Source organism: Sphingomonas parva (ex Maeng et al. 2020) (assembly GCF_004564275.1).
Classification (GTDB): Bacteria; Pseudomonadota; Alphaproteobacteria; order Sphingomonadales; family Sphingomonadaceae; genus Allosphingosinicella; species Allosphingosinicella parva.
This window is the reverse complement of the sequence record NZ_SPDV01000035.1, coordinates 62490-83425: the sequence shown is the minus strand read 5'-3', so window position 1 is coordinate 83425 and position 20936 is coordinate 62490. Positions and strand designations below refer to the sequence as shown.

Annotated in this window: 22 protein-coding genes; 8 read left to right on the top strand and 14 right to left on the bottom strand. The window is 69.5% G+C overall.

Going from position 1 to position 20936, the window contains the following annotated elements; translation table 11 throughout:
* Positions 1-11: 11 nt before the first annotated feature.
* From E2493_RS16295 to E2493_RS16285, 3 genes are read left to right on the top strand one after another with little or no spacing between them, the layout of a single operon-like run.
* A complete protein-coding gene (locus E2493_RS16295; RefSeq protein WP_167737578.1) occupies positions 12-740 on the top strand; it encodes a fimbrial biogenesis chaperone in 729 nt (242 codons plus the stop codon).
* Positions 721-3042 (top strand): fimbria/pilus outer membrane usher protein, encoded by a 2322-nt coding sequence (locus E2493_RS16290; protein WP_167737577.1) that lies wholly within the window; start codon positions 721-723, stop codon positions 3040-3042. The genes E2493_RS16295 and E2493_RS16290 overlap by 20 nt, the downstream gene beginning before the upstream one ends.
* Complete coding sequence (locus E2493_RS16285; RefSeq protein WP_135088789.1) at positions 3029-3463, top strand: Csu type fimbrial protein; 435 nt, start codon at positions 3029-3031, stop codon at positions 3461-3463. Before E2493_RS16290 ends, E2493_RS16285 begins: the two co-directional genes overlap by 14 nt.
* A 21-nt stretch (positions 3464-3484) precedes the next feature.
* Here E2493_RS16285 and E2493_RS16280 read toward each other — a convergent pair whose 3' ends face one another.
* From E2493_RS16280 to E2493_RS16270, 3 genes are read right to left on the bottom strand one after another with little or no spacing between them, the layout of a single operon-like run.
* Complete coding sequence (locus E2493_RS16280) at positions 3485-4441, bottom strand: zinc transporter ZntB (RefSeq protein WP_135088786.1); 957 nt, start codon at positions 4439-4441, stop codon at positions 3485-3487.
* Positions 4438-5295, bottom strand: coding sequence for a UTP--glucose-1-phosphate uridylyltransferase GalU (galU, locus tag E2493_RS16275; protein WP_135088783.1), 858 nt, complete (start codon positions 5293-5295; stop codon positions 4438-4440). Before galU ends, E2493_RS16280 begins: the two co-directional genes overlap by 4 nt.
* A gap of 31 nt (positions 5296-5326) precedes the next feature.
* A complete protein-coding gene (locus E2493_RS16270; protein WP_135088781.1) occupies positions 5327-5566 on the bottom strand; it encodes a hypothetical protein in 240 nt (79 codons plus the stop codon).
* 86 nt (positions 5567-5652) lie between these two features.
* On the opposite strand from E2493_RS16270, the gene E2493_RS16265 reads away from it, so the two are divergent.
* Positions 5653-6228 carry a TlpA family protein disulfide reductase gene (locus E2493_RS16265; RefSeq protein ID WP_225421537.1) on the top strand — a complete coding sequence of 192 codons (576 nt, stop codon included), beginning with the start codon at positions 5653-5655 and terminating at the stop codon, positions 6226-6228.
* Here the strand turns inward: E2493_RS16265 and E2493_RS16260 are convergent.
* From E2493_RS16260 to E2493_RS16250, 3 genes are all read right to left on the bottom strand, one after another.
* Positions 6221-7036, bottom strand: coding sequence for a hypothetical protein (locus tag E2493_RS16260; RefSeq protein ID WP_135088775.1), 816 nt, complete (start codon positions 7034-7036; stop codon positions 6221-6223). The two genes, E2493_RS16265 and E2493_RS16260, sit on opposite strands and share 8 nt — an antisense overlap.
* Positions 7037-7106: 70 nt before the next feature.
* On the bottom strand, positions 7107-7928 hold the full coding sequence (dapD, locus tag E2493_RS16255) for a 2,3,4,5-tetrahydropyridine-2,6-dicarboxylate N-succinyltransferase (RefSeq protein WP_135088772.1): 822 nt from the start codon (positions 7926-7928) through the stop codon (positions 7107-7109).
* Positions 7925-8599: a pyrimidine 5'-nucleotidase gene (locus tag E2493_RS16250; RefSeq protein WP_135088769.1), complete on the bottom strand. Its 675-nt coding sequence runs from the start codon at positions 8597-8599 to the stop codon at positions 7925-7927. Before E2493_RS16250 ends, dapD begins: the two co-directional genes overlap by 4 nt.
* Positions 8600-8787: 188 nt before the next feature.
* Here E2493_RS16250 and E2493_RS16240 point away from each other — a divergent pair, with 188 nt between their 5' ends.
* Positions 8788-11094, top strand: a complete 2307-nt coding sequence (locus E2493_RS16240) for a S8 family peptidase (RefSeq protein ID WP_167737576.1) — start codon at positions 8788-8790, stop codon at positions 11092-11094.
* Between the two features lie 153 nt (positions 11095-11247).
* On the opposite strand, the gene E2493_RS16235 is transcribed toward E2493_RS16240, so the two are convergent.
* From E2493_RS16235 to E2493_RS16200, 8 genes are all read right to left on the bottom strand, one after another.
* Positions 11248-11520, bottom strand: coding sequence for an usg protein (locus E2493_RS16235; RefSeq protein ID WP_135088766.1), 273 nt, complete (start codon positions 11518-11520; stop codon positions 11248-11250).
* 186 nt (positions 11521-11706) lie between these two features.
* Positions 11707-12075, bottom strand: a complete 369-nt coding sequence (locus E2493_RS16230) for a HesB/IscA family protein (RefSeq protein ID WP_135088763.1) — start codon at positions 12073-12075, stop codon at positions 11707-11709.
* A gap of 1 nt (position 12076) precedes the next feature.
* Entirely contained in the window at positions 12077-12544 is a 468-nt protein-coding gene (locus tag E2493_RS16225) for an SUF system Fe-S cluster assembly protein (RefSeq protein WP_135088760.1), read from the bottom strand.
* Complete coding sequence (locus tag E2493_RS16220; protein ID WP_135088846.1) at positions 12541-13755, bottom strand: cysteine desulfurase; 1215 nt, start codon at positions 13753-13755, stop codon at positions 12541-12543. Before E2493_RS16220 ends, E2493_RS16225 begins: the two co-directional genes overlap by 4 nt.
* Positions 13755-14858, bottom strand: a complete 1104-nt coding sequence (locus E2493_RS16215; RefSeq protein WP_135088757.1) for a SufB/SufD family protein — start codon at positions 14856-14858, stop codon at positions 13755-13757. The genes E2493_RS16220 and E2493_RS16215 overlap by 1 nt, the downstream gene beginning before the upstream one ends.
* The gene (sufC, locus tag E2493_RS16210; RefSeq protein WP_135088754.1) at positions 14855-15598 is read right to left on the bottom strand and encodes a Fe-S cluster assembly ATPase SufC; all 744 of its coding nucleotides are present in this window, start codon (positions 15596-15598) and stop codon (positions 14855-14857) included. The genes E2493_RS16215 and sufC overlap by 4 nt, the downstream gene beginning before the upstream one ends.
* 52 nt (positions 15599-15650) lie before the next feature.
* A complete protein-coding gene (gene sufB / locus E2493_RS16205) occupies positions 15651-17123 on the bottom strand; it encodes a Fe-S cluster assembly protein SufB (protein WP_135088751.1) in 1473 nt (490 codons plus the stop codon).
* Positions 17120-17587, bottom strand: a complete 468-nt coding sequence (locus tag E2493_RS16200) for an RrF2 family transcriptional regulator (RefSeq protein ID WP_135088748.1) — start codon at positions 17585-17587, stop codon at positions 17120-17122. Before E2493_RS16200 ends, sufB begins: the two co-directional genes overlap by 4 nt.
* A 120-nt stretch (positions 17588-17707) precedes the next feature.
* On the opposite strand from E2493_RS16200, the gene E2493_RS16195 reads away from it, so the two are divergent.
* The 3 genes from E2493_RS16195 (at position 17708) to ggt (ending at position 20909) form a co-directional block, all read left to right on the top strand.
* Positions 17708-18742 carry a quinone-dependent dihydroorotate dehydrogenase gene (locus E2493_RS16195; RefSeq protein ID WP_135088745.1) on the top strand — a complete coding sequence of 345 codons (1035 nt, stop codon included), beginning with the start codon at positions 17708-17710 and terminating at the stop codon, positions 18740-18742.
* Between the two features lie 157 nt (positions 18743-18899).
* The gene (locus E2493_RS16190; protein WP_135088742.1) at positions 18900-19127 is read left to right on the top strand and encodes a DUF2061 domain-containing protein; all 228 of its coding nucleotides are present in this window, start codon (positions 18900-18902) and stop codon (positions 19125-19127) included.
* 66 nt (positions 19128-19193) lie between these two features.
* On the top strand, positions 19194-20909 hold the full coding sequence (gene ggt, locus E2493_RS16185) for a gamma-glutamyltransferase (protein ID WP_135088739.1): 1716 nt from the start codon (positions 19194-19196) through the stop codon (positions 20907-20909).
* Positions 20910-20936 lie beyond the last annotated feature (27 nt).

The following is a 20936-nucleotide window of genomic DNA, read 5'->3' as shown; positions in this document are numbered from 1 at the left end:
GAGCACCTCGCATGGCAAGACGGAAACTTGATTGGGCGCTGGCCGGCGGGGTCTGTGCTTTTCTGCTGGCGTCGGCGGGGCTCAGCGCTCCCGCCGCCGCCGGCACGTTGCAGATCGATCCCGTGCGGCTGGAGATCGGCAAGGCGCGCAAGACCGCCAGCCTCACCGTCCGCAACGTGGAGGACGCCCCCGTCACGATCCAGGCCCATGCCCTCGGCTGGAGCCAACAGGACGGCGGCGACACTTATCAGGAGAGCGCGGCGGTGATCGTGTCGCCGCCGATCTTCACCGTGCCGCCCGGGGGCACGCAGATCGTCCGGGTTGGCCTCAGGAACCCCGCCGCGAGCGAGGGCGCCTATCGGCTGATCGTCGAGGAAGTGCCGGAAGCGGCTGTCGGCACCGGCGTCCGCGTCGCGCTGCGGCTCGATATTCCGCTCTACGCGGGGCTCCAGCCCGGCAAGCCCGGCGAGCTCGCGTGGAGCGTGTGGCGCGACGCGCAACGCGGCTGGATCGCCGAAGCCGCCAATCGCGGCAGCGGCTATGTCCGCGTCGAGCCCGAGGAGCTCGGCGCCGCCGTCGGGCTGCGCCTCTCCGGCGTCACCTTCGGCACGGTGCTTCCGGGCAGCCGGCGCCGGTGGATGCTCGGCGAGCGGATCGAGATCGCCGACCAGGCGCGCTTCGAATCGCTCCGCCTCCCCGAGAAGAGCGGGCAGAATACGGGTGTCTCCGGCACGAAATAGCCTCTGTCTCGCCGCTGCCGTCCTGCTCGCGCTGATGGGCGTGCCGGCGGCGGCGGCGGAGCCGGCCGCTGGTCTGCGGCCGGCGCTGCTCGACGTCAGCGTGAACGGCCAGCGCTCGCGCGAGCCGGCGATGCTTCTCGAGGACGGCCAGGGCGGCCTCTACGCCACCGCGGCCACACTTCGGCTGTGGCGCCTCCGCCCGCCCGCCGGGCCGCCGGTCGCGTGGGAAGGGGAGAGCTGGTACCGGCTCGACACCATCCAGGCGTTGCGCCTGCGCCTCTCCGCAGAAGACCAGTCGCTCGCCATCGAGGTCGCCGCCGAAGGGTTCGAGCTGCAGTCCAGCGCGCTCGCTCCGGCCGCGCCGATGGCCATGACGCCCGCGGCGGCGGGCGGCTTTCTCAATTACGACCTGCTCGTCGAGCATGCTCGCGGCGACACCAGCCTGAACGGCGCGTTCGAGGCCGGGATGGCCGTACGCCGCGGCGTCCTGACCACCACCTTCGTTGGCACGATCGGGGACGCGGGGAAGAAGCTCGTGCGGCTCGAGAGCGGCTGGACACTCGATCGGCCGCGGACCCTCACCACGCTTAGGATCGGCGACAGCATCTCCTCCTCCGGGCCCGGCTCCGTGCCGGTCCGCTTCGGCGGCGTGCAATATGGGCGCAATTTCACCGTCCAGCCCGGCTATCTGACCATGCCGCTGCCGACTTATGGCGGCAGCGCCACCTTGCCCGGCGTGGTCGACATCTACGTCAACAACGTCCTGCAGGCGACGCGGGAGGTCGGGCCCGGGCCGTTCCAGCTCACCGACGTGCCGGTGCAGTCGGGCGGCGGCAAGGTCCAGATCGTCACGCGCGACCTGCTCGGCCGCGAGACGGTGTCGGAGCAATCCTATTACGCCTCGAGCATCCTGCTGCGCCGCGGCCTCCATGATTTCTCCTGGGAAGCGGGCCTGGTCCGCCGCGCCTTCGGCCTCAGCAGCAACGATTACGGCACTCCCATGGCCTCGACGACGCATCGTTACGGGCTTACCGACGGCATCACGCTGGAGGGGCATCTGCAGGCGAGCCGGCGCACCCAGATGGCGGGCGTCGGCGCGACCTTCGCGCTCGGCAATCTCGGCGTGGCCGGCGGCGCTGCTTCGTTCAGCCATTCGGAGCGCGGCAACGGCGTGCGTCTCGCCGGCTCGTTCGAGCGTCGGACCAGCGGTCTCTCGCTCGGCGTGCGTGCCGAGAGCTCGTCGCGCAATTACGCCTTCATCGGCCTGCCCGACGGCGAGCCTTTGCCGCGCCGCACCGTCCAGGCCTTTGCCGATGTGCCGTTCGCGCGCGGCGCCGCCGGCCTCAACATCATCGCCCGGGATTTTCGCGGCCAGCCGGACGAGCGTCTGGCCGGCCTGTTCGTCAACCATCGTCTCGGCAAGTCCGCGTCGCTGCAATTCTACGCGCGCCGGGCCATTGCCGGCGAGCGCCAGACGGTGATCGGGTTGCACGCAGCCTTCCTGTTCGGTGGCCGGCGCAGCGCGTCGGCGGGGATGGAGGCGAAGGGCGGCACGTCGCTGCGACTCTCCTATCAGAAAGACCCGCCGGCCGGCGAAGGCACCGGCTATCGGATCGCCGCAACCGCCGGCGCCCTCGACGGGCTCGACGCGGTGGTGACGCGCAACCTGCGCTCGGCCGCGCTGACCGCCCAAGTCAGCCACGCGCACGGCCGGACCGGCGTGCGGGCCGCGGCTTCGGGCAGCATCGGCTTCGCCGGCAAACGGGTCTTCGCCTCTCGAACGATCGGGTCCAGCTTCGCGGCGGTGAAGGTCGGGGATTTTCAGGGCGTCAAAGTCTATGCCGACAACCAGCTCGTCGCGGTCACCGACGCCAGCGGCACGGCGATCATTCCCGCGCTCCGGCCGTTCGAGCGCAACGTGATCCGCATCGACGAATCCGATCTTCCCCTCGATGTGACGCTCGCCTCCAACGAGCTGGCGGTTCGCCCGTTTGCCAAGGCGGCGACGCTGGTGCGCTTCGCCGCCGAACGATCGGGCGGAGTCCTGATGCGGGTCCTCCTCGAGGACGGCCGCCCCCTGCCGCCAGGGGCGCAGGTCCTCGCCGAGGGCAGCGACCGCGTCCATGTGTCTGCCGGCAATGGCCAGGTTTATGTCGATGGCCTCGGCGGCCCGACCCGCCTCACCGCCTCGTGGCCCGGCGGCCGCTGCAGCTTCGTCGCGGCCCGGCCGTCGGGCGACGACGCGCAGCCCCGTCTCGAAAACCTCATCTGCAGCAAGGGTGGCGTCTATGCCGCGAAATAGCCTCTACCTGTCGGCGCTCCTGGCGATCGCCGCTGCAGCAGGCCCTGCTCAGGCGTGCACGATCTCGGCGGTGGGCGTCGCCTTCGGGACCTACGATCCGAAGAGCAGCGCGCCGCGGACCGGCTTCGGCCGCATCAGCCTCGATTGCCACCCGAACGCGAGGCCGGTGATCGCCCTCGGCGCCGGTCTCGGCGGCAATCTGCTCCAGCGCCGGATGAGCAACGGCCGCAGCACGCTCAACTACAATCTCTACACCGACGCGGGGCTGACGAGCGTCTGGGGGGACGGTACCGGCGGAACGCTCAGCATCTCCGCGCCGAAAAAGACCTCCAGCTACACCGTCTACGGCCGGATACCCGCTGGGCAGAACGTCAGCGCCGGCTCCTATTCGGATGTCCTCATCGTCACCGTGATCTACTGAGCCGAGGCGGCGCGCTCGTGCCTATCGGTTCAGCCAGTGCCGGCGCACGAACCAGGCGAGCACCGCCAGGCCGATCAATGTGCAGAAGCCGACCACGCCCCAGAAGGCCCAAGGCTCGTGCTGATAGGGGATACCCTCGACGTTCATGCCGAGCAGGCCGGTGACGAAGGTCAGCGGCAGGAAGATGAAGGCGACGATCGAGATCAGCAGCGAGCGCGACTCCATCAGCTCGCCGCGCAGATCGGTGAGCTGCTCGTGGAGCAGCGCGGCGCGCTCGCGGACCGCTTCGAGCTCCTCGGTCATCCGGGCGAAGCGGTCGGCCGCCTCGCGGATGTGGAGCCGGTCCTCCTCGGCGATCCATTCGTAATCGAGGTCGGCCAGGGTGGAGAGCGCATCGCGGTCCGGCGCCACGAAGCGGCGAAAGGCGATCGCTTCCGAACGGATGCGCGCGATCTCGGTGCGCAGGCGGTAGAGGGCATTGCGGTCATCGAGGCCGCTCTCGCAATCATCGAGCCGGTCGCCGAGGTCGGCGACCTGCGGATCGAGCTGCTTCGAGATCGCGCGGGCGAAGGCGGCGACCAGATCGCCCGGATCCAGGATCCGCCCCGCCTCCATCTGCTGCATCACCATGGCCGTCGCGGCGAGCGGATGGCGGGTGACCGAATTCACCTTGCCCTGCCGCGCCCAGAGCCGGATCGAGACCAGCCGATCGCTCCCCGCGCTCTCGTCCGCCGCCGGACCGCGGATGTTGATCAGCGCGCCCTCTTCGAAGCGGTCGCAGCGCGGCCGGGTTTCGGTCGCGACCAGCGCATTGGCGGCAATGTCCGGAATGCCCTGCCCGGAGAGGATGCGCCGGTCTTCCTCCTCGGTGCCTTCGAGGTGGATCCAGACGAAGCCCGGCCCCTCATAGGCTGCGGCGTCCTCGGGGCTCAGGTGCCGGATGGCGCCGTCGCCGACGAGGACGGCCGCGCAGCTCATCGCGCGGCGAGCCAGTCCCGAATCGCCGGGCCGACGTCGTCGCGCTGCAGCGCGATCGCGATGTTCGCCTTCACGAAGCCGATCTTGTCGCCGCAATCGTGGCGCTCGGCATCGACCGTGACGCCGTGAAACGGCTGGCGGCCGATCAGCTTCGCCATCGCGTCGGTGAGCTGGATCTCGCCTCCGGCGCCGGTCTCCTTCGCGTCGAGGATCGCCATCACCTCGGGCTGGAGGATGTAGCGCCCGACGACGCCGAGCGTGGACGGCGCCTCCTCGGGCTTCGGCTTCTCGACCAGGCCTTTCACCTCGGTGAGATTGCCGTCCTGTGCGCCGGGGGTGATGATGCCGTAGCTGGCGGTGCGCTCGCGGGCGACGTTCTCGACGCAGACGATGTTGCCGCCGACCTTGTCATAGGCCTCGACCATCTGGGCGAGGCAGCCAGGCTTGCCGAACATCAGGTCGTCGGCGAGGAGCACCGCGAAAGGCTCGTCGCCGACCAGATGACGGGCGCACCAGACGGCGTGGCCAAGGCCTAGCGGCTCCTGCTGGCGCACTGAGGCGATGGCGCCCGGCGGCATCCGCGTCGAATCGAGAATTTCGAGCGACTTGCCGCGCCCCTTCATCGTCGCCTCGAGCTCGAACGCGAGGTCGAACTGGTCGTCGAGCGCGGTCTTGTTGCGGCCGGTGACGAAGATCATCTGCTCGATCCCCGCCTCCAGCGCTTCCTCGACCGCATATTGGATGAGCGGCCGGTCGACGACGGTGAGCATCTCCTTGGGCATGGCCTTGGTCGCGGGAAGGAAGCGGGTACCGAGGCCGGCGACGGGAAAGACCGCCTTTCTGACTTTCTTCATTCGAACTCCGAACGCTGGGGAAGGAAGCCGCTCAACGGGCTGTCGGCGGCAGGTCGAAGGGATCGTCTTCCCTCTCCTCGGATCGGCGCAGCGTATCCTCCTGACGCACCGGCCGCGCGATCGGCGGCGGGGTCAGCATCTCCTCGGTGGTCGGCGCCCGCGCCGCCTGCTCGGGCGCGGGCGGCAGGCTCTCCCCGGCCGCGGGCTGCAGCGGCTCGACCTCGCCGCAGGCGGCGAGCAGGAGGACGACGAGGAACAGGCTCTTTCTCATGAGCGAGGCATAAACCGGGAGCGGGTGGACGGTCGAATCGAAAAACGCTGGCGCAGGACGCGCCTTGGATCGTAACCGCAATGGCCATGCGCCGGTTCCATCTTCTTCTACTTCTTGCCCTCGCCTCCTGCGGATCGCAGGACGGCAACGCGCCCCGCCAAGCCGAGAAGGTCGCCGGACAGGCGCCGAGCACGCCCCGGGTGGGCGTCGATCGCAGCCATGCCGGCACTGCCGCGCCGGATGCCGGCTTCCAGGATCCGGACGGGGCGCCCGCCAGCCTCGCCGATTTCCGCGGCAAGCCGCTCCTCCTCAATCTCTGGGCGACGTGGTGCGCGCCGTGCATCAAGGAGCTGCCCACCCTCGACGCGCTCGCCGCCCGCGAGGCCGAGAAGCTGCAGGTGGTGACGCTCAGCCAGGACACGGACGGGCGCGACAAGGTCGAGACCTTCCTCGCCGGTCGGAAGCTGCCGAACCTGGAGGCGTGGCTCGATCCGGAGATGAAGATGATGACCGCGCTCGGCGTCGCGACCCTGCCGACGACGATTCTCTACGATGCCGATGGCAAGGAAGTCTGGCGCTTCACCGGCGACGAGGACTGGACCGGCGTCGAGGCCGCGAAGCTGATCGGCGAAGCCTCCGGCGGCGGCGGCGAGGCTAGATGACCTCGTCCACGCTGGGCAGCGCTCGAAGCACCGCCCGCAGCGGCGACGCGATACCCTGTCTCATCTCGAACCGAAGGTCTCGATCCCAGCGAAGGCCCAACCGGACGCAATAGACGTCGGGCTCCGCCGTGCACTTCGCGATCGTCTGGACATCGATCAGGGCGTCGACGTCGAGGGCGCGGATCGCGTTGCGACACGCTTCGTTGCCGAGCCGCGCTCCGCTCAAGTCGATGCACTCGAGCGGCATTGTGCCCCGGCGACGATTGTCGTCGATCAGCGAGGAGAGCAGCCGCACGCCGCTCGCAGCCTCATGCTCGGAGCCGGCGAAGATCGGCGGCCGCTCGCGCGGATCGATCGCCGCGCATGCGACATCGAGTGCGCCGCTCTGCCCCTCTCCCGGAGGCTCGTCCCGCCGGGCGAGCGCGGCATCCTGAACGAAATAGCGAGTCCTGAGGGTGATCCGACGCGGCTCCACGGGCCAGTCGGCGGCGCCGTCGTGCGGAGCCGGCGCCGTGCGCTCGTGGGTCGGGCTCCGCTGAGCCGGCGACCGCTCGGGCATGACCCTCACAATTGCCGGCACGAACTCGACGCGCAAAGCGTCGGTCTCGCAGACACCTGCGCGGTACGTGGCACGCGGCCGGGTCAGGAATTCCAGCGACGTGAGCCAGGATCGGCGCGCCGACCGTCTCCGCTCCGGGATCGCGTAAGGAACAGGGTAGAGCATCCCGGCCATGTCGCCGAACAGCTTCCCGGTGAGCGCGTCCGGCGTCATCGCCTGAACCTCGCGGCGGGTCAGCGTCGGGCCCATGGCGCCCAGTTGCGGCGGCGATGGGGCTCCGGCGGCCGCGAAGGCTAACAGAGCGAGCGCCGCCGCCATGTCAGTCCCTGAGCAGCTCGTTGATGCTGGTCTTCGAACGGGTGCGGGCGTCGACGCGCTTGACGATGACGGCGCAGGCGAGACTGGGGCCGCCGCTCTTCGACGGCAGGGTGCCGGGCACCACGACCGAATAGGCCGGGACGCGGCCGATGAACGTCTCGCCGGTGTCGCGATCGACGATCTTGGTCGAGGCGCCGAGGAACACGCCCATCGCCAGCACCGCGCCTTCCTCGACGATCACGCCTTCGGCGACTTCGGAGCGGGCACCGATGAAGCAATTGTCCTCGATGATCACCGGTCCCGCCTGGAGCGGCTCGAGCACGCCGCCGATGCCGGCGCCGCCCGAGATGTGGACGTTGCGGCCGATCTGGGCGCAGCTGCCGACCGTCGCCCAGGTATCGACCATCGTACCCTCGTCGACATAGGCGCCGATGTTGACGAAGCTGGGCATCAGCACCGCGTTGCGGCCGACGAAGGCGCCGCGGCGGACGATCGCGCCGGGAACGGCTCGGAACCCGGCGGCGCCGAAATCGGCCTCGCTCATGCCGGTGAACTTGGAAGGCACCTTGTCCCACCAGCGGGCGCCGTCCGGACCGCCCGAGATCGCCGCCATCGGTGTCAGGCGGAAGGAGAGCAGCACCGCCTTCTTCAGCCACTGGTTCACCGTCCAGCCGTCAGCGCCCTTCTCCGCCACGCGCGCCTCGCCGCGATCGAGCAGGGCGATCGCGGCCTCGACCGCGGCACGGACGTCGTCGCCGCCGCCGAGCGTCTCGCGCGACTCCCACGCGGCCTCGATGGTCTGCTGAAGGGCGGCGTCGGTCATGGCATGTCCTCTTTGACGATCTCGGTGAGCCATTCGCCGATATCGGCGGTTCGGTAATCGATAAAGGCCGGATCGGCATCGCGCCCGGCCTGCTCGGAGCCGTTGTCGACCCAGACGGTGGTCATGCCAAGCGCTTTCGCCGGGACGAGATTGCGGGCCATGTCCTCGACGAACAGGGCGCGGCTGGGTTCGATCCCGAACCGCGCGCACATCGCTTCATAGGCCCGCGGGTCGGGCTTGGGCACGTAGTCCATCGCATGGATGTCGTGCAGCCCGTCGAAGGCGTTGGCGAGGCCGAGCTTGTCGAGCACCCGCTTGGCATAGGCCTCGTCCCCGTTGGTGAAGACGAACTTGCGTCCGGGCAAAGTGTCGAGCGCCGCCACCACCCGCGGATCGGCGGAGATGCGGGCAAGATCGATATCGTGTACAAAGTCGAGGAATTCGCGCGGTTCGGTGCCGTGCGCCTTCATCAGCCCGGCGAGGGTCGTGCCGTGCTCGTGAAAGTAGCTCTTCTGGATCCGCCGCGCCTCGGCGGTATCGCAGCCGACCAGCTGCTGGATGAACTCGCCCATCCTGATGTCGATCAACGCGAACAGATCGGCCGAGGCCGGATAGAGGCTGTTGTCGAGATCGAAGATCCAGCAATCGATATGGCGAAGGGCAGGCAGCATTCGGCGCCCCTAGACCGCCCGTCGCGCACGGGGAAGCGCCGGGGCCTCCGCGCCGCAGGCAAGGGCCGCGCGAGCGTCGCCGCGGAATTCGCCGGAAGCAGTGCTTCATCAAATCGAAAGCATCGCAACTCTATGTTATGGTTAGGAAATCCCTAATGGGCCTGGCTGGTTAGGTGGGAGTGCGTGTTATGGACGGTCGCGGACGGAAAGCGCTGATCCTTTCGGTGTGCGTCGTCGCGCTCGCACTGGGGGGTTGCGGCGGCGGCGGCGGCGGCGGCGGCACGCGCCCGGCGCCGCTCCCGGCTGCGCCTCCGCCGCCGCCTCCGCCACCCCCTCCGCCGCCTCCGCCGCCGCCCCCTCCGGCCTCCGCGCCGACCGCGGTCAATTACAACGACAGCGAATATCAGCGCTCGAACGGCGCGGTCTCATCGGGCGCGATCACCGCATGGAACGCGGGCGCGACCGGCCGTGGCATCAAGGTCGGCGTGATCGACTCGGGGATCAACGCCAACCTCGCCGAGTTCGCCGGCCGGATCGACCCGGCCAGCCGCGATCTCGTCGCCAGCCGCGGCCTCAGCGATACCGAAGGCCATGGCACGGCGGTCAGCGGCGTGATCGCCGCGGCGCGCAACGGCACGGGCGCGCTCGGTCTCGCCTTCGATTCGACGATCATCTCGCTCAACAGCTCGAACCCGAACGATTGCGACGAGGAAGACGGCTGCAAGCACAACGACAACGACATTGCGCGCGGGATCGACGTCGCCGTCGCCAATGGCGCGCGGGTGATCAACATCTCGCTCGGCGGCGACGACATCGGCGGCGTGATGCTGAACGCCGTCCAGCGGGCGACCGCGGCCGGCGTCGTCATCGTCATGTCCGCCGGCAATGACGAGAAAGCGGAGCCGGGCGGTTTCGCCGTCGGCGCGGCGCGCCAGAGCAACGGTCTGGTGATCATCGCCGGCGCCCATGACTCGACGGGTGCGATCGCGAGCTTCTCCAATCGCGCCGGCACCAACCAGACCTATTACCTCACCGCGCTCGGCACCCGGGTGCGGACCATCGACGAGAACGGCGCCGCGACCCTGTGGAGCGGAACCTCCTTCTCGGCGCCGGTGATCTCGGGCGCCGCCGCCCTGCTCGCTCAGGCCTTCCCGAACCTGACCGGCCGGCAGATCGTCCAGCTGTTGCTCACCACCGCCGACGACGCCGGTGCTCCCGGGTCGGACGCGGTCTACGGGCGCGGCCTGCTCAACATCGCGCGCGCCTTCCAGCCGCAGGGCGGCGTCGCGATGGCCGGCAGCAACGCACCGGTGCCCGTCGGCACCAGTGGCGGCGATGCCTCGACCGCGATGGGCGACGCGACCGCGGCGCCGAACGCTATGGCCGGCGCGATCATCCTGGACGGCTATTCGCGCGCCTTCGTCATGGATCTCGCCACCCGCCTCAACCGCGCGCCGCAGGACCGGCCGCTCGGCCGCGCGCTTTCGGGAGACCAGCGCAGCGCCACGGTCCGCAACGACATGGTCGCGGTGTCCCTGACGCTCGACCGGACGCGCAGCCGCCAGCCCTGGGTCGGTCTCGCGCAGCTCGGCCTCACCTATGAGGACGCGCGCCAGGCGAAGCTCCTCTCCGGCGTGATCGTCAGCCGGCTCGACGCCCGCACGAAGATCGCCATGGGCCTGTCGGAGAGCAGCCGCACGCTCCAGCAGCGCCTGACCGACAGCTACACCAATGCCTTCCTGGTGGCGCGGGACCCGACCAGCCGCACCGGCTTCTACGGCAAGGATGCGGCGAGCCTCGGTCTTCGCCACGATCTTGGACCGGTGGGACTCACCGTCACCGGCGAGCGCGGCAAGGTGCTGCGCGACGGGCTCCCGCGGACCCTCGCGGTCGATCCCCGTTATTCGATCGCCTCGGCGACGCTGGACCGACGGATCGGCCGGGCGCGGGTCACCCTCGGCGCGACGCGCCTCGACGAGGAGGCGACGATCCTCGGCGGCCGCCTGACCTCCGCTTTCGGCGCCGGCGGCGCGACCAGCTGGTTCGGCGACGCGACCGCATCGATCGATCTCGGCGCCGGCTGGGCCGGCTACGCCAGCTATCGCCGCGGGACCACTGCCATGGGGCTTGGCCCGATGGCGCAGAGCGGTCGCCTCACCACCGACGCCTGGGCCGTCGACCTTTCCAGGCAAGATGCGTTCCGGTCGGGCGACCAGCTCGCGTTCCGCATCACGCAGCCGCTTCGCGTTCGCTCCGGCGGCTACGGCATCAGCCTGCCGGTCTCCTACTATTATGCGGACGGAAGCGTCGGCTACGAGAGCCGCTTCTTCAATCTCGCCCCGACCGGCCGCGAGATCGATTTCGAGGCGGCCTATGGGCGCGGCCTGTGGGGCGGCTATGTCAGCGCCAACGGCTTCGTCCGCCGCCAGCCGGGCCATGTCGCCGAAGCCGATCCCGACCTCGGCGGCGCGATCCGCTACACCCTGGGGTTCTAATCCTCCCCGCTCTGCGGGGAGGGGGACCATGCGGAGCATGGTGGAGGGGGTTTGGAGACCCGCGATGCGCGGTTGCGCCGGCGCCGTCCAGCGACCCCCCTCCACCACCGCCTACTGGCGGCGGTCCCCCTCCCCGAGCCATCTCGGGGAGGATCAGTTGATCGTGATCACGCCGTCGACGGCTCGCCACTCCGCGGGGCGGACGAGGTGCTGATGGGCAATGCGGACCGAATGGATCGCCGCCTCGACGTCGGTGCGCCAATGGTCGAGGAAACGGTGAAGCACGGGAAAGCGCGGCGCGAGATCATATTGCTGCCAGACGAACAGCTGGATCAGCGCCGGATGGTCCGGCATGTAATAGCTGATCTCGGCCGTCATCAGGCCGTAGCCCTGCAGCTGCCGCAGGAAATCGCCGTCACCGCTCATCTCGCCCTCCCCGCGCCGGGTGTGGAACGATCCCCATCATGACTCCTGGGGGTTAACGGGACGCTAACCATAGCAGGCCTCGGCTATCTCTCTCCTCATCCTCCCGCGGGCGCGGGACGTTGAATACGAGCGAACGTGCCGCTCGTTCCGGGAACGTCGCCGAAACAAGCGGCCCGCACGGCCGAATCAGACGGTGAAGCTCTCGCCGCAGCCGCAGCTGCCCTTGGCATTGGGATTGTCGAACACGAAGCCGGCGGTGAAATCGTCCTCGCGCCAGTCCATCGTCGATCCGATCAGATAGAGGATCGAGGCGCCGTCGACGAAGAACGGGCCCGCCGGAGTCTCGATCCGCTCGTCGAACGGCTTCGCCTCGGCCACGTAATCGACCGAATATGCCAGGCCCGAGCAGCCGCGGCGCGGCGTCGACAATTTGACGCCGATCGTGCCCTCCGGCGCCTTCGCCATCAGCGCGGCGATCCGGGCCTCGGCGCTCGGCGTGAGGGTGAGCGCGGCCGGGCGCGGGCGGCGGGCGGTGGTGGTGGTTGCGTCCGTCATCTCACAGCATCCCGAGCTCGAGCTTGGCCTCGTCCGACATCTTCTGCGGATCCCAGGGCGGATCCCAGACCAGCTCCACCTCGGCATGGCCGACGCCCGGCACCGCACCGACACGCAGCTCGACCTCGCCCGGCATCGATTCCGCGACGGGGCAGTGCGGCGTGGTCAGCGTCATCTGCACCCTGGCGTGGTGCTCGGGCGTGATCTCGACATTGTAGACGAGCCCGAGGTCGTAGATGTTGACCGGGATCTCGGGGTCGTAAATCTCCTTCAGCGCGTCGATGACGGCCTCGTAGAGATCGCCGCCCGGCACCTCGGCATCGGGTTCGGCGGGCGCCTGACGGGCGAGGAAGCCCTCCAGATAGTCGCGCTTGCGCTCGAAGCTCTCCGTGGCGTCCGATACGCGCGCCTTGGGCAGGCTCGGCGCCTCGCTGACTTCCTCGATCTCGATCTTGCGTTCCTGGTTCATCCGAAGATTCTCGTCACTCTCTCGATGCCGCGCGCCAGCGCCTCGATGTCCCTGCGCCCGTTGTACACGCCGAAGCTCGCCCGCGCGGTCGCGTCGACACCCAGGTGGCGCATCAGCGGCTGCGCGCAATGATGGCCGGCGCGGATCGCCACCCGGCTCTCGTCCAATATGGTGCCGACGTCGTGCGGATGCACCCCTTCGATCGCGAAGCTGACGATGCCGGCGCTGTCATCGGGGCCGAACAGGCGGACGCTGTTGATCTGCGACAGCGCCTCTCGGGCGTCGCGGACGAGGGCATCCTCGTGCGCGCTGATCGCGTCGAGGCCGATCGTCTCGACATAGTCGATCGCCGCCTCGAGCCCCAGCACGCCGACGACGTGCGGCGTCCCTGCCTCGAAGCGCGCCGGCGGCGGAGCATAGGTCGTGCCCTCGAAGCTCACCCGATCGATCATCGCGCCGCCGCCCTGCCAGGGCGGCATTGCGGCGAGCAGGTCGCCCCGCCCCCAGAGCACGCCGATCCCGGTCGGCCCATAGAGCTTGTGGCCCGAGAAGACGTAGAAGTCGCAGTCGAGGGCCGCGACGTCGACCGGCAGCCGCGGCACGGCCTGGCAGCCGTCGAGCAGGAGCAGCGCGCCGACCCCGTGGGCGAGCGCGGCCGCGCGCCGCGCGTCGAGCACCGATCCGAGCACGTTCGAGACATGGGCGAGGGCGACGATCCTGTGCTGCGGCGTCAGCATCGCCGCCATCGCGTCGAGATCGATCCGCCCGTCCGCGGTGAGCGGCGCGACGTCGATCGCCGCGCCGGTCCGCTCGGCGATCAGCTGCCAGGGGACGATGTTCGAATGATGCTCGAGCAGAGAGAGCATGATCCGGTCGCCGGGCTTCAGACTGGCGCCGCCCCAGCTCTGCGCGACGAGGTTGATGCCCTCGGTGGCGCCGCGGACGAAGATCACCTCGTCGGCGCTGGGCGCGCCGATGAATCGCGCCACCCGCTTGCGCGCGGCCTCGAACGCCAGAGTCATCTCCGACGAGCGCTGGTAGACGCCGCGATGGACCGTCGCATAGGTCTCGCCATAGCCGCGCGCGATCGCGTCGATCACCGGCCGCGGCTTCTGGGCCGTCGCGGCGGTATCGAGATAGGACCAGCCGTCGGGGATCGCCGGAAAATCGGCGACGTGGTCGAGCGGACGGGTGGCGACGAGCGTATCCATCACTCGGTGTCCGCCTGCTTGCCGGCGAGCCATGCGCCCGCATCCTGGAGGAACGCCTCGCGCGCCGCTTCCTCGCCGATCCGCTCCAGCGCATCGGCGACGAACGCCCCGGTGAGCAGCGCCTTCGCCTCCTCGGCCGGAACGCCGCGGCTGGCGAAGTAGAAGAGCGCGTCGCGGTTCAGCTCGCCGACCGTGGCGCCGTGCGCGCATTTGACGTCGTCGGCGAAGATCTCGAGCTCCGGCTTGGAATTGATCGTTCCGGTGCGCGAGAGCAGCAGCCCCTTGAGCGACTGCTCGCCGTCGGTCTTCTGGGCGCCGCGTGCGACCTCGACCCGGGCCGCGACCGAGCAGGTCGCCTGGTCGTCGGCGACCGAGCGCCACACCTGTCGGCTGACGCCGTGCGGCTGCTCGTGGCGGACGACGAGGTTGGCGTCATGGCGCTGGCGGCCGCGGGCGAGCAGGGCGCCGCCGGCCTCGGCATAAGCGGCGTCGCCGGCGAGCCGGACCTCTCCATCGAGCCGCGTGTCGGCACCGCCGGCAGCGAGGGTGGTGAGGGTGAAGCTCGCGCCTTCCCCTATCGTCACGCGATCGGCGAGGCTGACATAGCCCGCCTCGCTCAGGATCCGCCGTGCCAGCATCAGCCGCGCGCCCTTGTAGAGCGTGATCTCGGAGAGACGATTGGTCCAGCCGTGGCCGAGGAAGGTCTCGACCACCGAGGCCTGGGCGTCGACGTCAAGCTCGATCCGCGCGGGCAGGTGATCGGCCGCGCCGGTGGAGGCGTGGATCACCTGGACGAGGCCGAGCGGCGCGTGGCCGCTCGCCAGGCGCAGCGTCCAGCCCTCATGCCCGACCAGCCGCGCGAGCGCATGATCGGAGGGCGCGATGTCGACGGCGCCGATGCCGACGATGCCCGGATTGCTCTCGGCGGCGACCAGCCGGCCGTCGACGAACAGCAGCCGTGGGCCGCCGGTTGCGCAATCGAGCCACGGCAGCCTTTCCGGCACGCCGCCCTGCGGCTGGCGGGCGGCGATCTCGGGCAGTGCCGAGAGATCGCTCCAGCGCCAGCTCTCCTCGCGGTTGGAGGGAAGGGCGAGCAGGGTCATGCCGCGATCGCTCCATAGCCCTCGCGCTCGAGCTCGTGGGCGAGCTCGGGCCCGCCGGAGCGAACGATCCGCCCGCCGGCGAGGACGTGGACGAAATCCGGCTGCACGATGTCGAGCAGGCGCTGGTAGTGGGTGATCAGCAGCACCGCCTTGTCGGGCTTGCGCATGATCCGGTTGATGCCCTCGCCGACGACGCGCAGCGCATCGATGTCGAGGCCGCTGTCCGTCTCGTCGAGCACGGCGAGCTTGGGATCGAGGATGCCCATCTGGACCATCTCGTTCCTTTTCTTCTCGCCGCCGGAGAAGCCGACGTTCACCGGGCGCTTCATCATGTCCATCGAGATGCCGAGAGCGTCGGCCTGAGCGCGGGAGAGGCGGAGGAAGTCGCCCGCCGAGATCTCGACCTCGCCGCGGGCGCGCCGCTGCGCGTTCATCGCGGTGCGCAGGAACTGGACGTTGGAGACGCCGGGGATCTCGACCGGATATTGGAAGCCGAGGAACAGGCCGGCGGCGGCGCGCTCGTCGGCCGCCATGTCGAGCAGGTCCTTGCCGTCGAACGTGACCGTGCCGTCGGTCACCTCATAGCCCTCGCGCCCGCCGAGCACGTAGCCGAGCGTCGACTTGCCGGCGCCGTTCGGCCCCATGATCGCATGCACCTCGCCGGCGTTCACCGAGAGGCTGAGCCCCTTCAGGATCGGCTTGTCGTCGACGGCGGCGTGGAGATTGGTGATGTTCAGCATGTCGGTTCCTGGGCGGCGTCGGCCGCCGTGTTGTTCATGGAAATGGTCGGCGTCATCCGACGCTCCCTTCGAGGCTGATGCCGAGCAGTTTCTGCGCCTCGACGGCGAATTCCATCGGCAGCTGCTGGAGGACCTCGCGGGCGAAGCCGTTAACGATCAGCGCGACGGCGTCCTCCTGGGAAAGGCCGCGGCTCATCGCGTAGAAGAGCTGGTCCTCGCTGATCTTCGAGGTCGTCGCCTCGTGCTCGATCTGCGCGCTCGGATTGCGGACCTCGATGTACGGCACCGTGTGGGCGCCGCACTGATCGCCGAGCAGCAGTGAATCGCACTGGGTGAAGTTGCGGACGTTCTCGGCGGTCGGGCCGACCCGGACGAGGCCGCGGTAGGTATTGTCCGAGCGGCCGGCGCTGATCCCCTTTGAGACGATCGTCGAGCGGCTGTTACGCCCAAGGTGGATCATCTTCGTGCCGGTATCGGCCTGCTGGCGATTGTTGGTCAGCGCGACCGAATAGAATTCGCCGACGCTGTTCTCCCCGGCGAGGACGCAGGACGGATATTTCCAGGTGATCGCCGATCCGGTCTCGACCTGGGTCCAGCTCACCTTCGAGTTGCGGCCCTGGCAGAGCGCGCGCTTGGTGACGAAATTGTAGATGCCGCCCTTGCCCTCGGCGTCGCCCGGGTACCAGTTCTGGACCGTCGAATATTTGATCTCGGCGTCGTCGAGCGCGACCAGCTCGACCACGGCGGCGTGGAGCTGGTTCTCGTCGCGCATCGGCGCGGTGCACCCCTCGAGATAGGAGACGTAGGAGCCCTTGTCGGCAACGATCAGCGTCCGCTCGAACTGGCCGGTGTTGGCGGCGTTGATCCGGAAGTAGGTGCTGAGCTCCATCGGGCAGCGCACCCCTTCCGGGATGTAGACGAAGGTGCCGTCCGAGAAGACGGCGCTGTTCAGCGTCGCGAAGTAATTGTCGTGGATCGGCACCACCCGGCCGAGCCACTTCTTCACCAGCTCGGGATATTCGCGGATCGCCTCGGAGATGGAGAGGAAGATCACCCCCGCCTTCTTCAGCTCCTCGCGGAAGGTGGTGGCGACCGAGACGCTGTCGAACACCGCGTCGACCGCGACCTTGCGCGCGCCCTCGACGCCGGCGAGCACCTTCTGCTCCTCGATCGGGATGCCGAGCTTCTCGTAGGTGCGGCGGATCTCCGGATCGAGCTCGTCGAGCGACTTGAGCTCGGGCTTCTTCTTCGGCGCCGCATAATAATAAGCGTCCTGATAGTCGATCGGCGGGACGTTGAGCTTCGCCCAGTCCGGCGCGCGCATCTCGAGCCATTTGGCATAGGCCTTCAAACGCCACTCGAGCATCCACTCGGGCTCGTTCTTCTTGGCCGAAATGAAGCGAACGGTGTCCTCGCTCAATCCCTTGGGCGCGAACTCCTGCTCGATGTCCGAGGTGAAGCCCCATTCGTAGGTGGCCGCCCGCTCGGCGGCTTCCTGGGCTTCGCGATTCCTGACGTCACTCACTTCAGATCACCTTGCGTTTCGGCCGGCGCGAAGCCGGTAATTTCGGTCCTGGCCGGGCTCGGGGCGAGCGCGAGGCTGGCAAGGCTGACGCCCTGCAGCGCGCCGCGCACCGCACCGTTCACCGCAAGGAGATGCGGCTTGACCTGACAATTGCCGTCGAGCGCGCAATCGTTGCGCGCCTCGTCGGCGCATGTGGTCATCGCGATCGGTCCTTCGACGGCTTCGACGATGTCGGCAAGGCTGATCTCGGCCGCCGCGCGGACCAGAGCGAAGCCGCCGCCGGTGCCCCGCGCCGAGCGCAGCAACCCCGCCGTGGCGAGCCGACCCATCAGTTTCTGCGCCGTCGGCAGCGGCACGCCCGTCTCCTCGGCGAGCATCGTCGCCGACAGCCGCGCCCCCGCCGGGCGGCGGGCGGCCGCGGCCATCATCACGACGGCGTAATCGGCGAGGGAGGTGAGGCGCATGGCTCCAATCGGATCGAATCTGTCCGATTGCGCATGTGGCGGCGAATGCCGGCGAAATCAAGCCGGTGGGGACGCGGCGCCTTTTGACCCGCCTCCGCCCCTTTGCCATAGCCCCCTGCCATGGCGCTCTACCCCCTCCTCCGGCCGCTGATCTTCACCCTCGACGCCGAGCGCGCGCATCGCCTGACGATCGACGCGCTGAAGTTGCTCCCCGCCGGCCGCTCCACCCTGCCGCACCCGCGCCTGGCCGTCGAGGTGGCGGGCCTGCGCTTCCCCAACCCGGTGGGGCTCGCCGCCGGCTTCGACAAGGACGCCGAGGTCACGGGCCAGATGCTGGGTCTCGGCTTCGGATTCGTCGAGGCGGGGACGCTGACGCCGCGTCCTCAGGCGGGCAATCCGAGGCCGCGCCTGTTCCGCCTCGCCGAAGACCGGGCGGTGATCAACCGCTTCGGCTTCAACAACCAGGGCCTCGCCGCGACGTCCGCGCGGCTGGCGCGGCGTCCGCGCGGGGCAGGGATCGTCGGCATCAACGTCGGCGCCAACAAGGACAGCGCCGACCGCATCGCCGATTATGCGACGGGCGTTCGGACGATGGCGCCGCTCGCCGACTATCTGACGATCAACATCTCGTCGCCCAACACCCCCGGCCTGCGCGCACTGCAGGACAAGGCGGCGCTGGACGCCCTGCTCGCCGCGGTGCTCGAGGCGCGGGGCGACTCCGGGCCCCCCGTCTTCCTGAAGCTCGCGCCCGACCTGGAACCGCAGGACATCGACGACATCGCCGCGCTGACCGTCGGCCGGATGGACGCGCTGATCGTCTCCAACACCACCATCACGCGCCCGGCCCTTGCGTCGCGCCATGCCGCCGAGCCCGGCGGCCTCTCCGGAGCGCCGTTGAAGGCGCTGGCTCTGCAGCGCCTGCGGGATTTCCGCGCCGCGACCGGCGGCGCGATCCCGCTGATCGCCGCCGGCGGCATCGCCAGCGCCGAGGACGCTCTGGCGCGAGTCCGCGCCGGCGCCAGCCTCGTCCAGATCTACAGCGCGCTGGTCTACGAAGGGCCGGGCCTCGCTGCGCGGATCGTACGGGGTCTCGATGTGCTGCTTGCGCGGGAGGGCTTCGCCAGCCTCGCCGAGGCGGTGGGGAGCGCGGCCTAGCTCCATCAGCTTCGCGCCGCCGGAGTTCTCTTTCCTAACCGCGCGGTTCGGAAAGCTAACCGGCGGCGGCCGTGCCTCGGTCGATCACAGAAAGCGAGTTTCTCGTCTGGAACCGCCTGCCTGCTCAAGGCATTGAGTTCGGGCTAGGAATTCCGCCATGCCGACCGACCTGATCAAGACCCTGACCTATCTCTCGATCCACCTGACCATTGGGTTCAGCGTCGCCTACTGGTTCACCGGATCGGTGAGCGTCGCCGGCGGAATCGCCCTGATCGAGCCGTGCATCAACGCCGTCGCCTTCTTCTTCCACGAGAAAGCCTGGAAGCGCGGCCGGCGCGCCTGGCTCGAGCGGCTGCTGGCACGGCGGCGCGGCAGCCTCGCCTAGCACCCATAACCGATCCAGGGTGGCCTGTGCGTCGCCAGGCGCTTCCCCGTCGCCCGAGGAGCGTCTATGTCCGCCGCCATGCTTCGCTCCGCTTCACTCGCTTTCGCCCTTCTCCTGTCCGCTTGTGCCGCCGCTCCGGCCCCCGAGACCGTCTCGCGGGTCCAGGGCGCACCGGGCATGGTCTCGGCCGCCGATCCCCGCGCGGCGGCGGCGGGCCGCGAGATCCTCGACGCCGGAGGCTCCGCGGCCGACGCGGCGCTGGCGACGATGCTGGCGCTCACCGTGGTCGAGCCGCAATCGTCCGGCATCGGCGGGGGCGGCTTCCTGGTCTACCATGACGAGAAAACCGATCGGCTGGGCACGATCGACGGGCGCGAGGAAGCGCCGTCGGCGGCCGGACCGAAGTGGTTCTTCGGGCCGAACGGCGAGCCGCTCCCCTATCGCGAGGCGATCCCCGGCGGCCGCAGCGTCGGCGTCCCCGGCAACGTCGCGCTGATGCTGGAGGCGCACGAGCGTTACGGCAAACTGCCCTGGTCCGATCTGTTCCAGCCGGCGATCCGGCTCGCCCGCAACGGCTATGCGATCACTCCGCGGCTCCATGCGTCGCTGAAGAGCAATGCCCGGCTGGCGGCGTCCACGCCGTGGGGCCGCGCGACCTTCTACGATGCCGCCGGCGTGCCCAAGCCGGTCGGCACGATCGTCACGAACCCCCAGCTCGCCGATTTCCTTACCGAGCTCGCCGGCCGCGGCGCCGGCTATTTCTATACCGGCCCCAATGCCTCCGCGCTGGTCCGCACGGTCAACGAAGCTGCCAAGAATCCGTCGATGATGAAGACCGAGGATCTGGCAGCCTATGAGGCCAAGGAGCGCGCGCCGGTCTGCGGCAAGTACCGCCAGTACCGGATTTGCGGCATGGCCCCGCCGTCCTCCGGCGGCGTCGCGGTCTTCCAGATCCTGAAGCAGCTCGAGCGTTTCGACATGGCGGCGCTCGGCGCCGACAATCCCGCCGCCTGGCATCTTCTCGCCGAGTCGATGCGCCTCGCTTACGCCGACCGCGAAGTCTATCTCGGCGACGCCGACCACGTCCGCGTGCCGGTCGCCGGCCTGATCGACGAGGGCTATCTCCGCAGCCGCTCGGCGCTGATCCAGCCCGGCCGCGCGATCGTCAACGTCGCCGCCGGCAAGCCGGCAGGCGCGCCGGCCTATGCCGCGGCAAAGGACGGCGAGGTGCCGTCCACGTCGCACTTCGTCGCCGTCGACCGGGGCGGCAACGTCGCCTCCTATACCTCGACGATCGAGGGTCCGTTCGGCTCCGGTCTCGCCGTCAACGGCTACTTCCTCAACAACGAGCTCACCGACTTCAACATCGTGCCCGATCTGAACGGCCAACCGACCGCGAACCGTGTCGAGGGCGGCAAGCGACCGCGGAGCTCGATGGCGCCGACGATCGTCTACGGCCCTGACGGCGAGGTGCGGATCGCGATCGGCGCGGCCGGCGGCACCACGATCATCGCGCAGGTCGCCAAGGCGCTGGTCGGCGTGCTCGATTGGGGGCTGACCGCCCAGGAGGCAATCGCGCTGCCGCAGCTGATGGGCTTCGGCGAGCAGGTGCGGCTCGAGCGCGGCACCCGGCTCGAGGCAATGGCGCCGGCGCTGCGCGCCCTCGGGCACGAGGTCGTTTTGGTCGAGCCGGGCTACAAGGCGAACGCCATCGAGTGGACCGCCGGCCGCTGGGCCGGTGCGGCCGATCCGCGCAGCGAAGGCGCGGCCGTCAGCCAGTAAATAGGGTAGCAGGCCGGGATCGGCTGG

Bases quoted from the DNA above. Each gene is read 5' to 3' on its own strand.
- E2493_RS16250 (WP_135088769.1), bottom strand. From the start codon at position 8,599: ATGCTGCCTGCCCTTCGCCATATCGATTGCTGGATCTTCGATCTCGAC.
- dapD (WP_135088772.1), bottom strand. From the start codon at position 7,928: ATGACCGACGCCGCCCTTCAGCAGACCATCGAGGCCGCGTGGGAGTCG.
- E2493_RS16265 (WP_225421537.1), top strand. From the start codon at position 5,653: ATGCGCCGGTTCCATCTTCTTCTACTTCTTGCCCTCGCCTCCTGCGGA.
- E2493_RS16240 (WP_167737576.1), top strand. From the start codon at position 8,788: ATGGACGGTCGCGGACGGAAAGCGCTGATCCTTTCGGTGTGCGTCGTC.
- E2493_RS16195 (WP_135088745.1), top strand. From the start codon at position 17,708: ATGGCGCTCTACCCCCTCCTCCGGCCGCTGATCTTCACCCTCGACGCC.
- sufC (WP_135088754.1), bottom strand. From the start codon at position 15,598: ATGCTGAACATCACCAATCTCCACGCCGCCGTCGACGACAAGCCGATC.
- galU (WP_135088783.1), bottom strand. From the start codon at position 5,295: ATGAAGAAAGTCAGAAAGGCGGTCTTTCCCGTCGCCGGCCTCGGTACC.
- E2493_RS16220 (WP_135088846.1), bottom strand. From the start codon at position 13,755: ATGGATACGCTCGTCGCCACCCGTCCGCTCGACCACGTCGCCGATTTT.
- E2493_RS16260 (WP_135088775.1), bottom strand. From the start codon at position 7,036: ATGGGCCCGACGCTGACCCGCCGCGAGGTTCAGGCGATGACGCCGGAC.
- E2493_RS16200 (WP_135088748.1), bottom strand. From the start codon at position 17,587: ATGCGCCTCACCTCCCTCGCCGATTACGCCGTCGTGATGATGGCCGCG.
- E2493_RS16280 (WP_135088786.1), bottom strand. From the start codon at position 4,441: ATGAGCTGCGCGGCCGTCCTCGTCGGCGACGGCGCCATCCGGCACCTG.
- E2493_RS16190 (WP_135088742.1), top strand. From the start codon at position 18,900: ATGCCGACCGACCTGATCAAGACCCTGACCTATCTCTCGATCCACCTG.
- E2493_RS16285 (WP_135088789.1), top strand. From the start codon at position 3,029: ATGCCGCGAAATAGCCTCTACCTGTCGGCGCTCCTGGCGATCGCCGCT.
- E2493_RS16225 (WP_135088760.1), bottom strand. From the start codon at position 12,544: ATGAACCAGGAACGCAAGATCGAGATCGAGGAAGTCAGCGAGGCGCCG.
- E2493_RS16295 (WP_167737578.1), top strand. From the start codon at position 12: ATGGCAAGACGGAAACTTGATTGGGCGCTGGCCGGCGGGGTCTGTGCT.
- E2493_RS16230 (WP_135088763.1), bottom strand. From the start codon at position 12,075: ATGACGGACGCAACCACCACCACCGCCCGCCGCCCGCGCCCGGCCGCG.
- ggt (WP_135088739.1), top strand. From the start codon at position 19,194: ATGTCCGCCGCCATGCTTCGCTCCGCTTCACTCGCTTTCGCCCTTCTC.
- E2493_RS16215 (WP_135088757.1), bottom strand. From the start codon at position 14,858: ATGACCCTGCTCGCCCTTCCCTCCAACCGCGAGGAGAGCTGGCGCTGG.
- E2493_RS16235 (WP_135088766.1), bottom strand. From the start codon at position 11,520: ATGAGCGGTGACGGCGATTTCCTGCGGCAGCTGCAGGGCTACGGCCTG.
- E2493_RS16270 (WP_135088781.1), bottom strand. From the start codon at position 5,566: ATGAGAAAGAGCCTGTTCCTCGTCGTCCTCCTGCTCGCCGCCTGCGGC.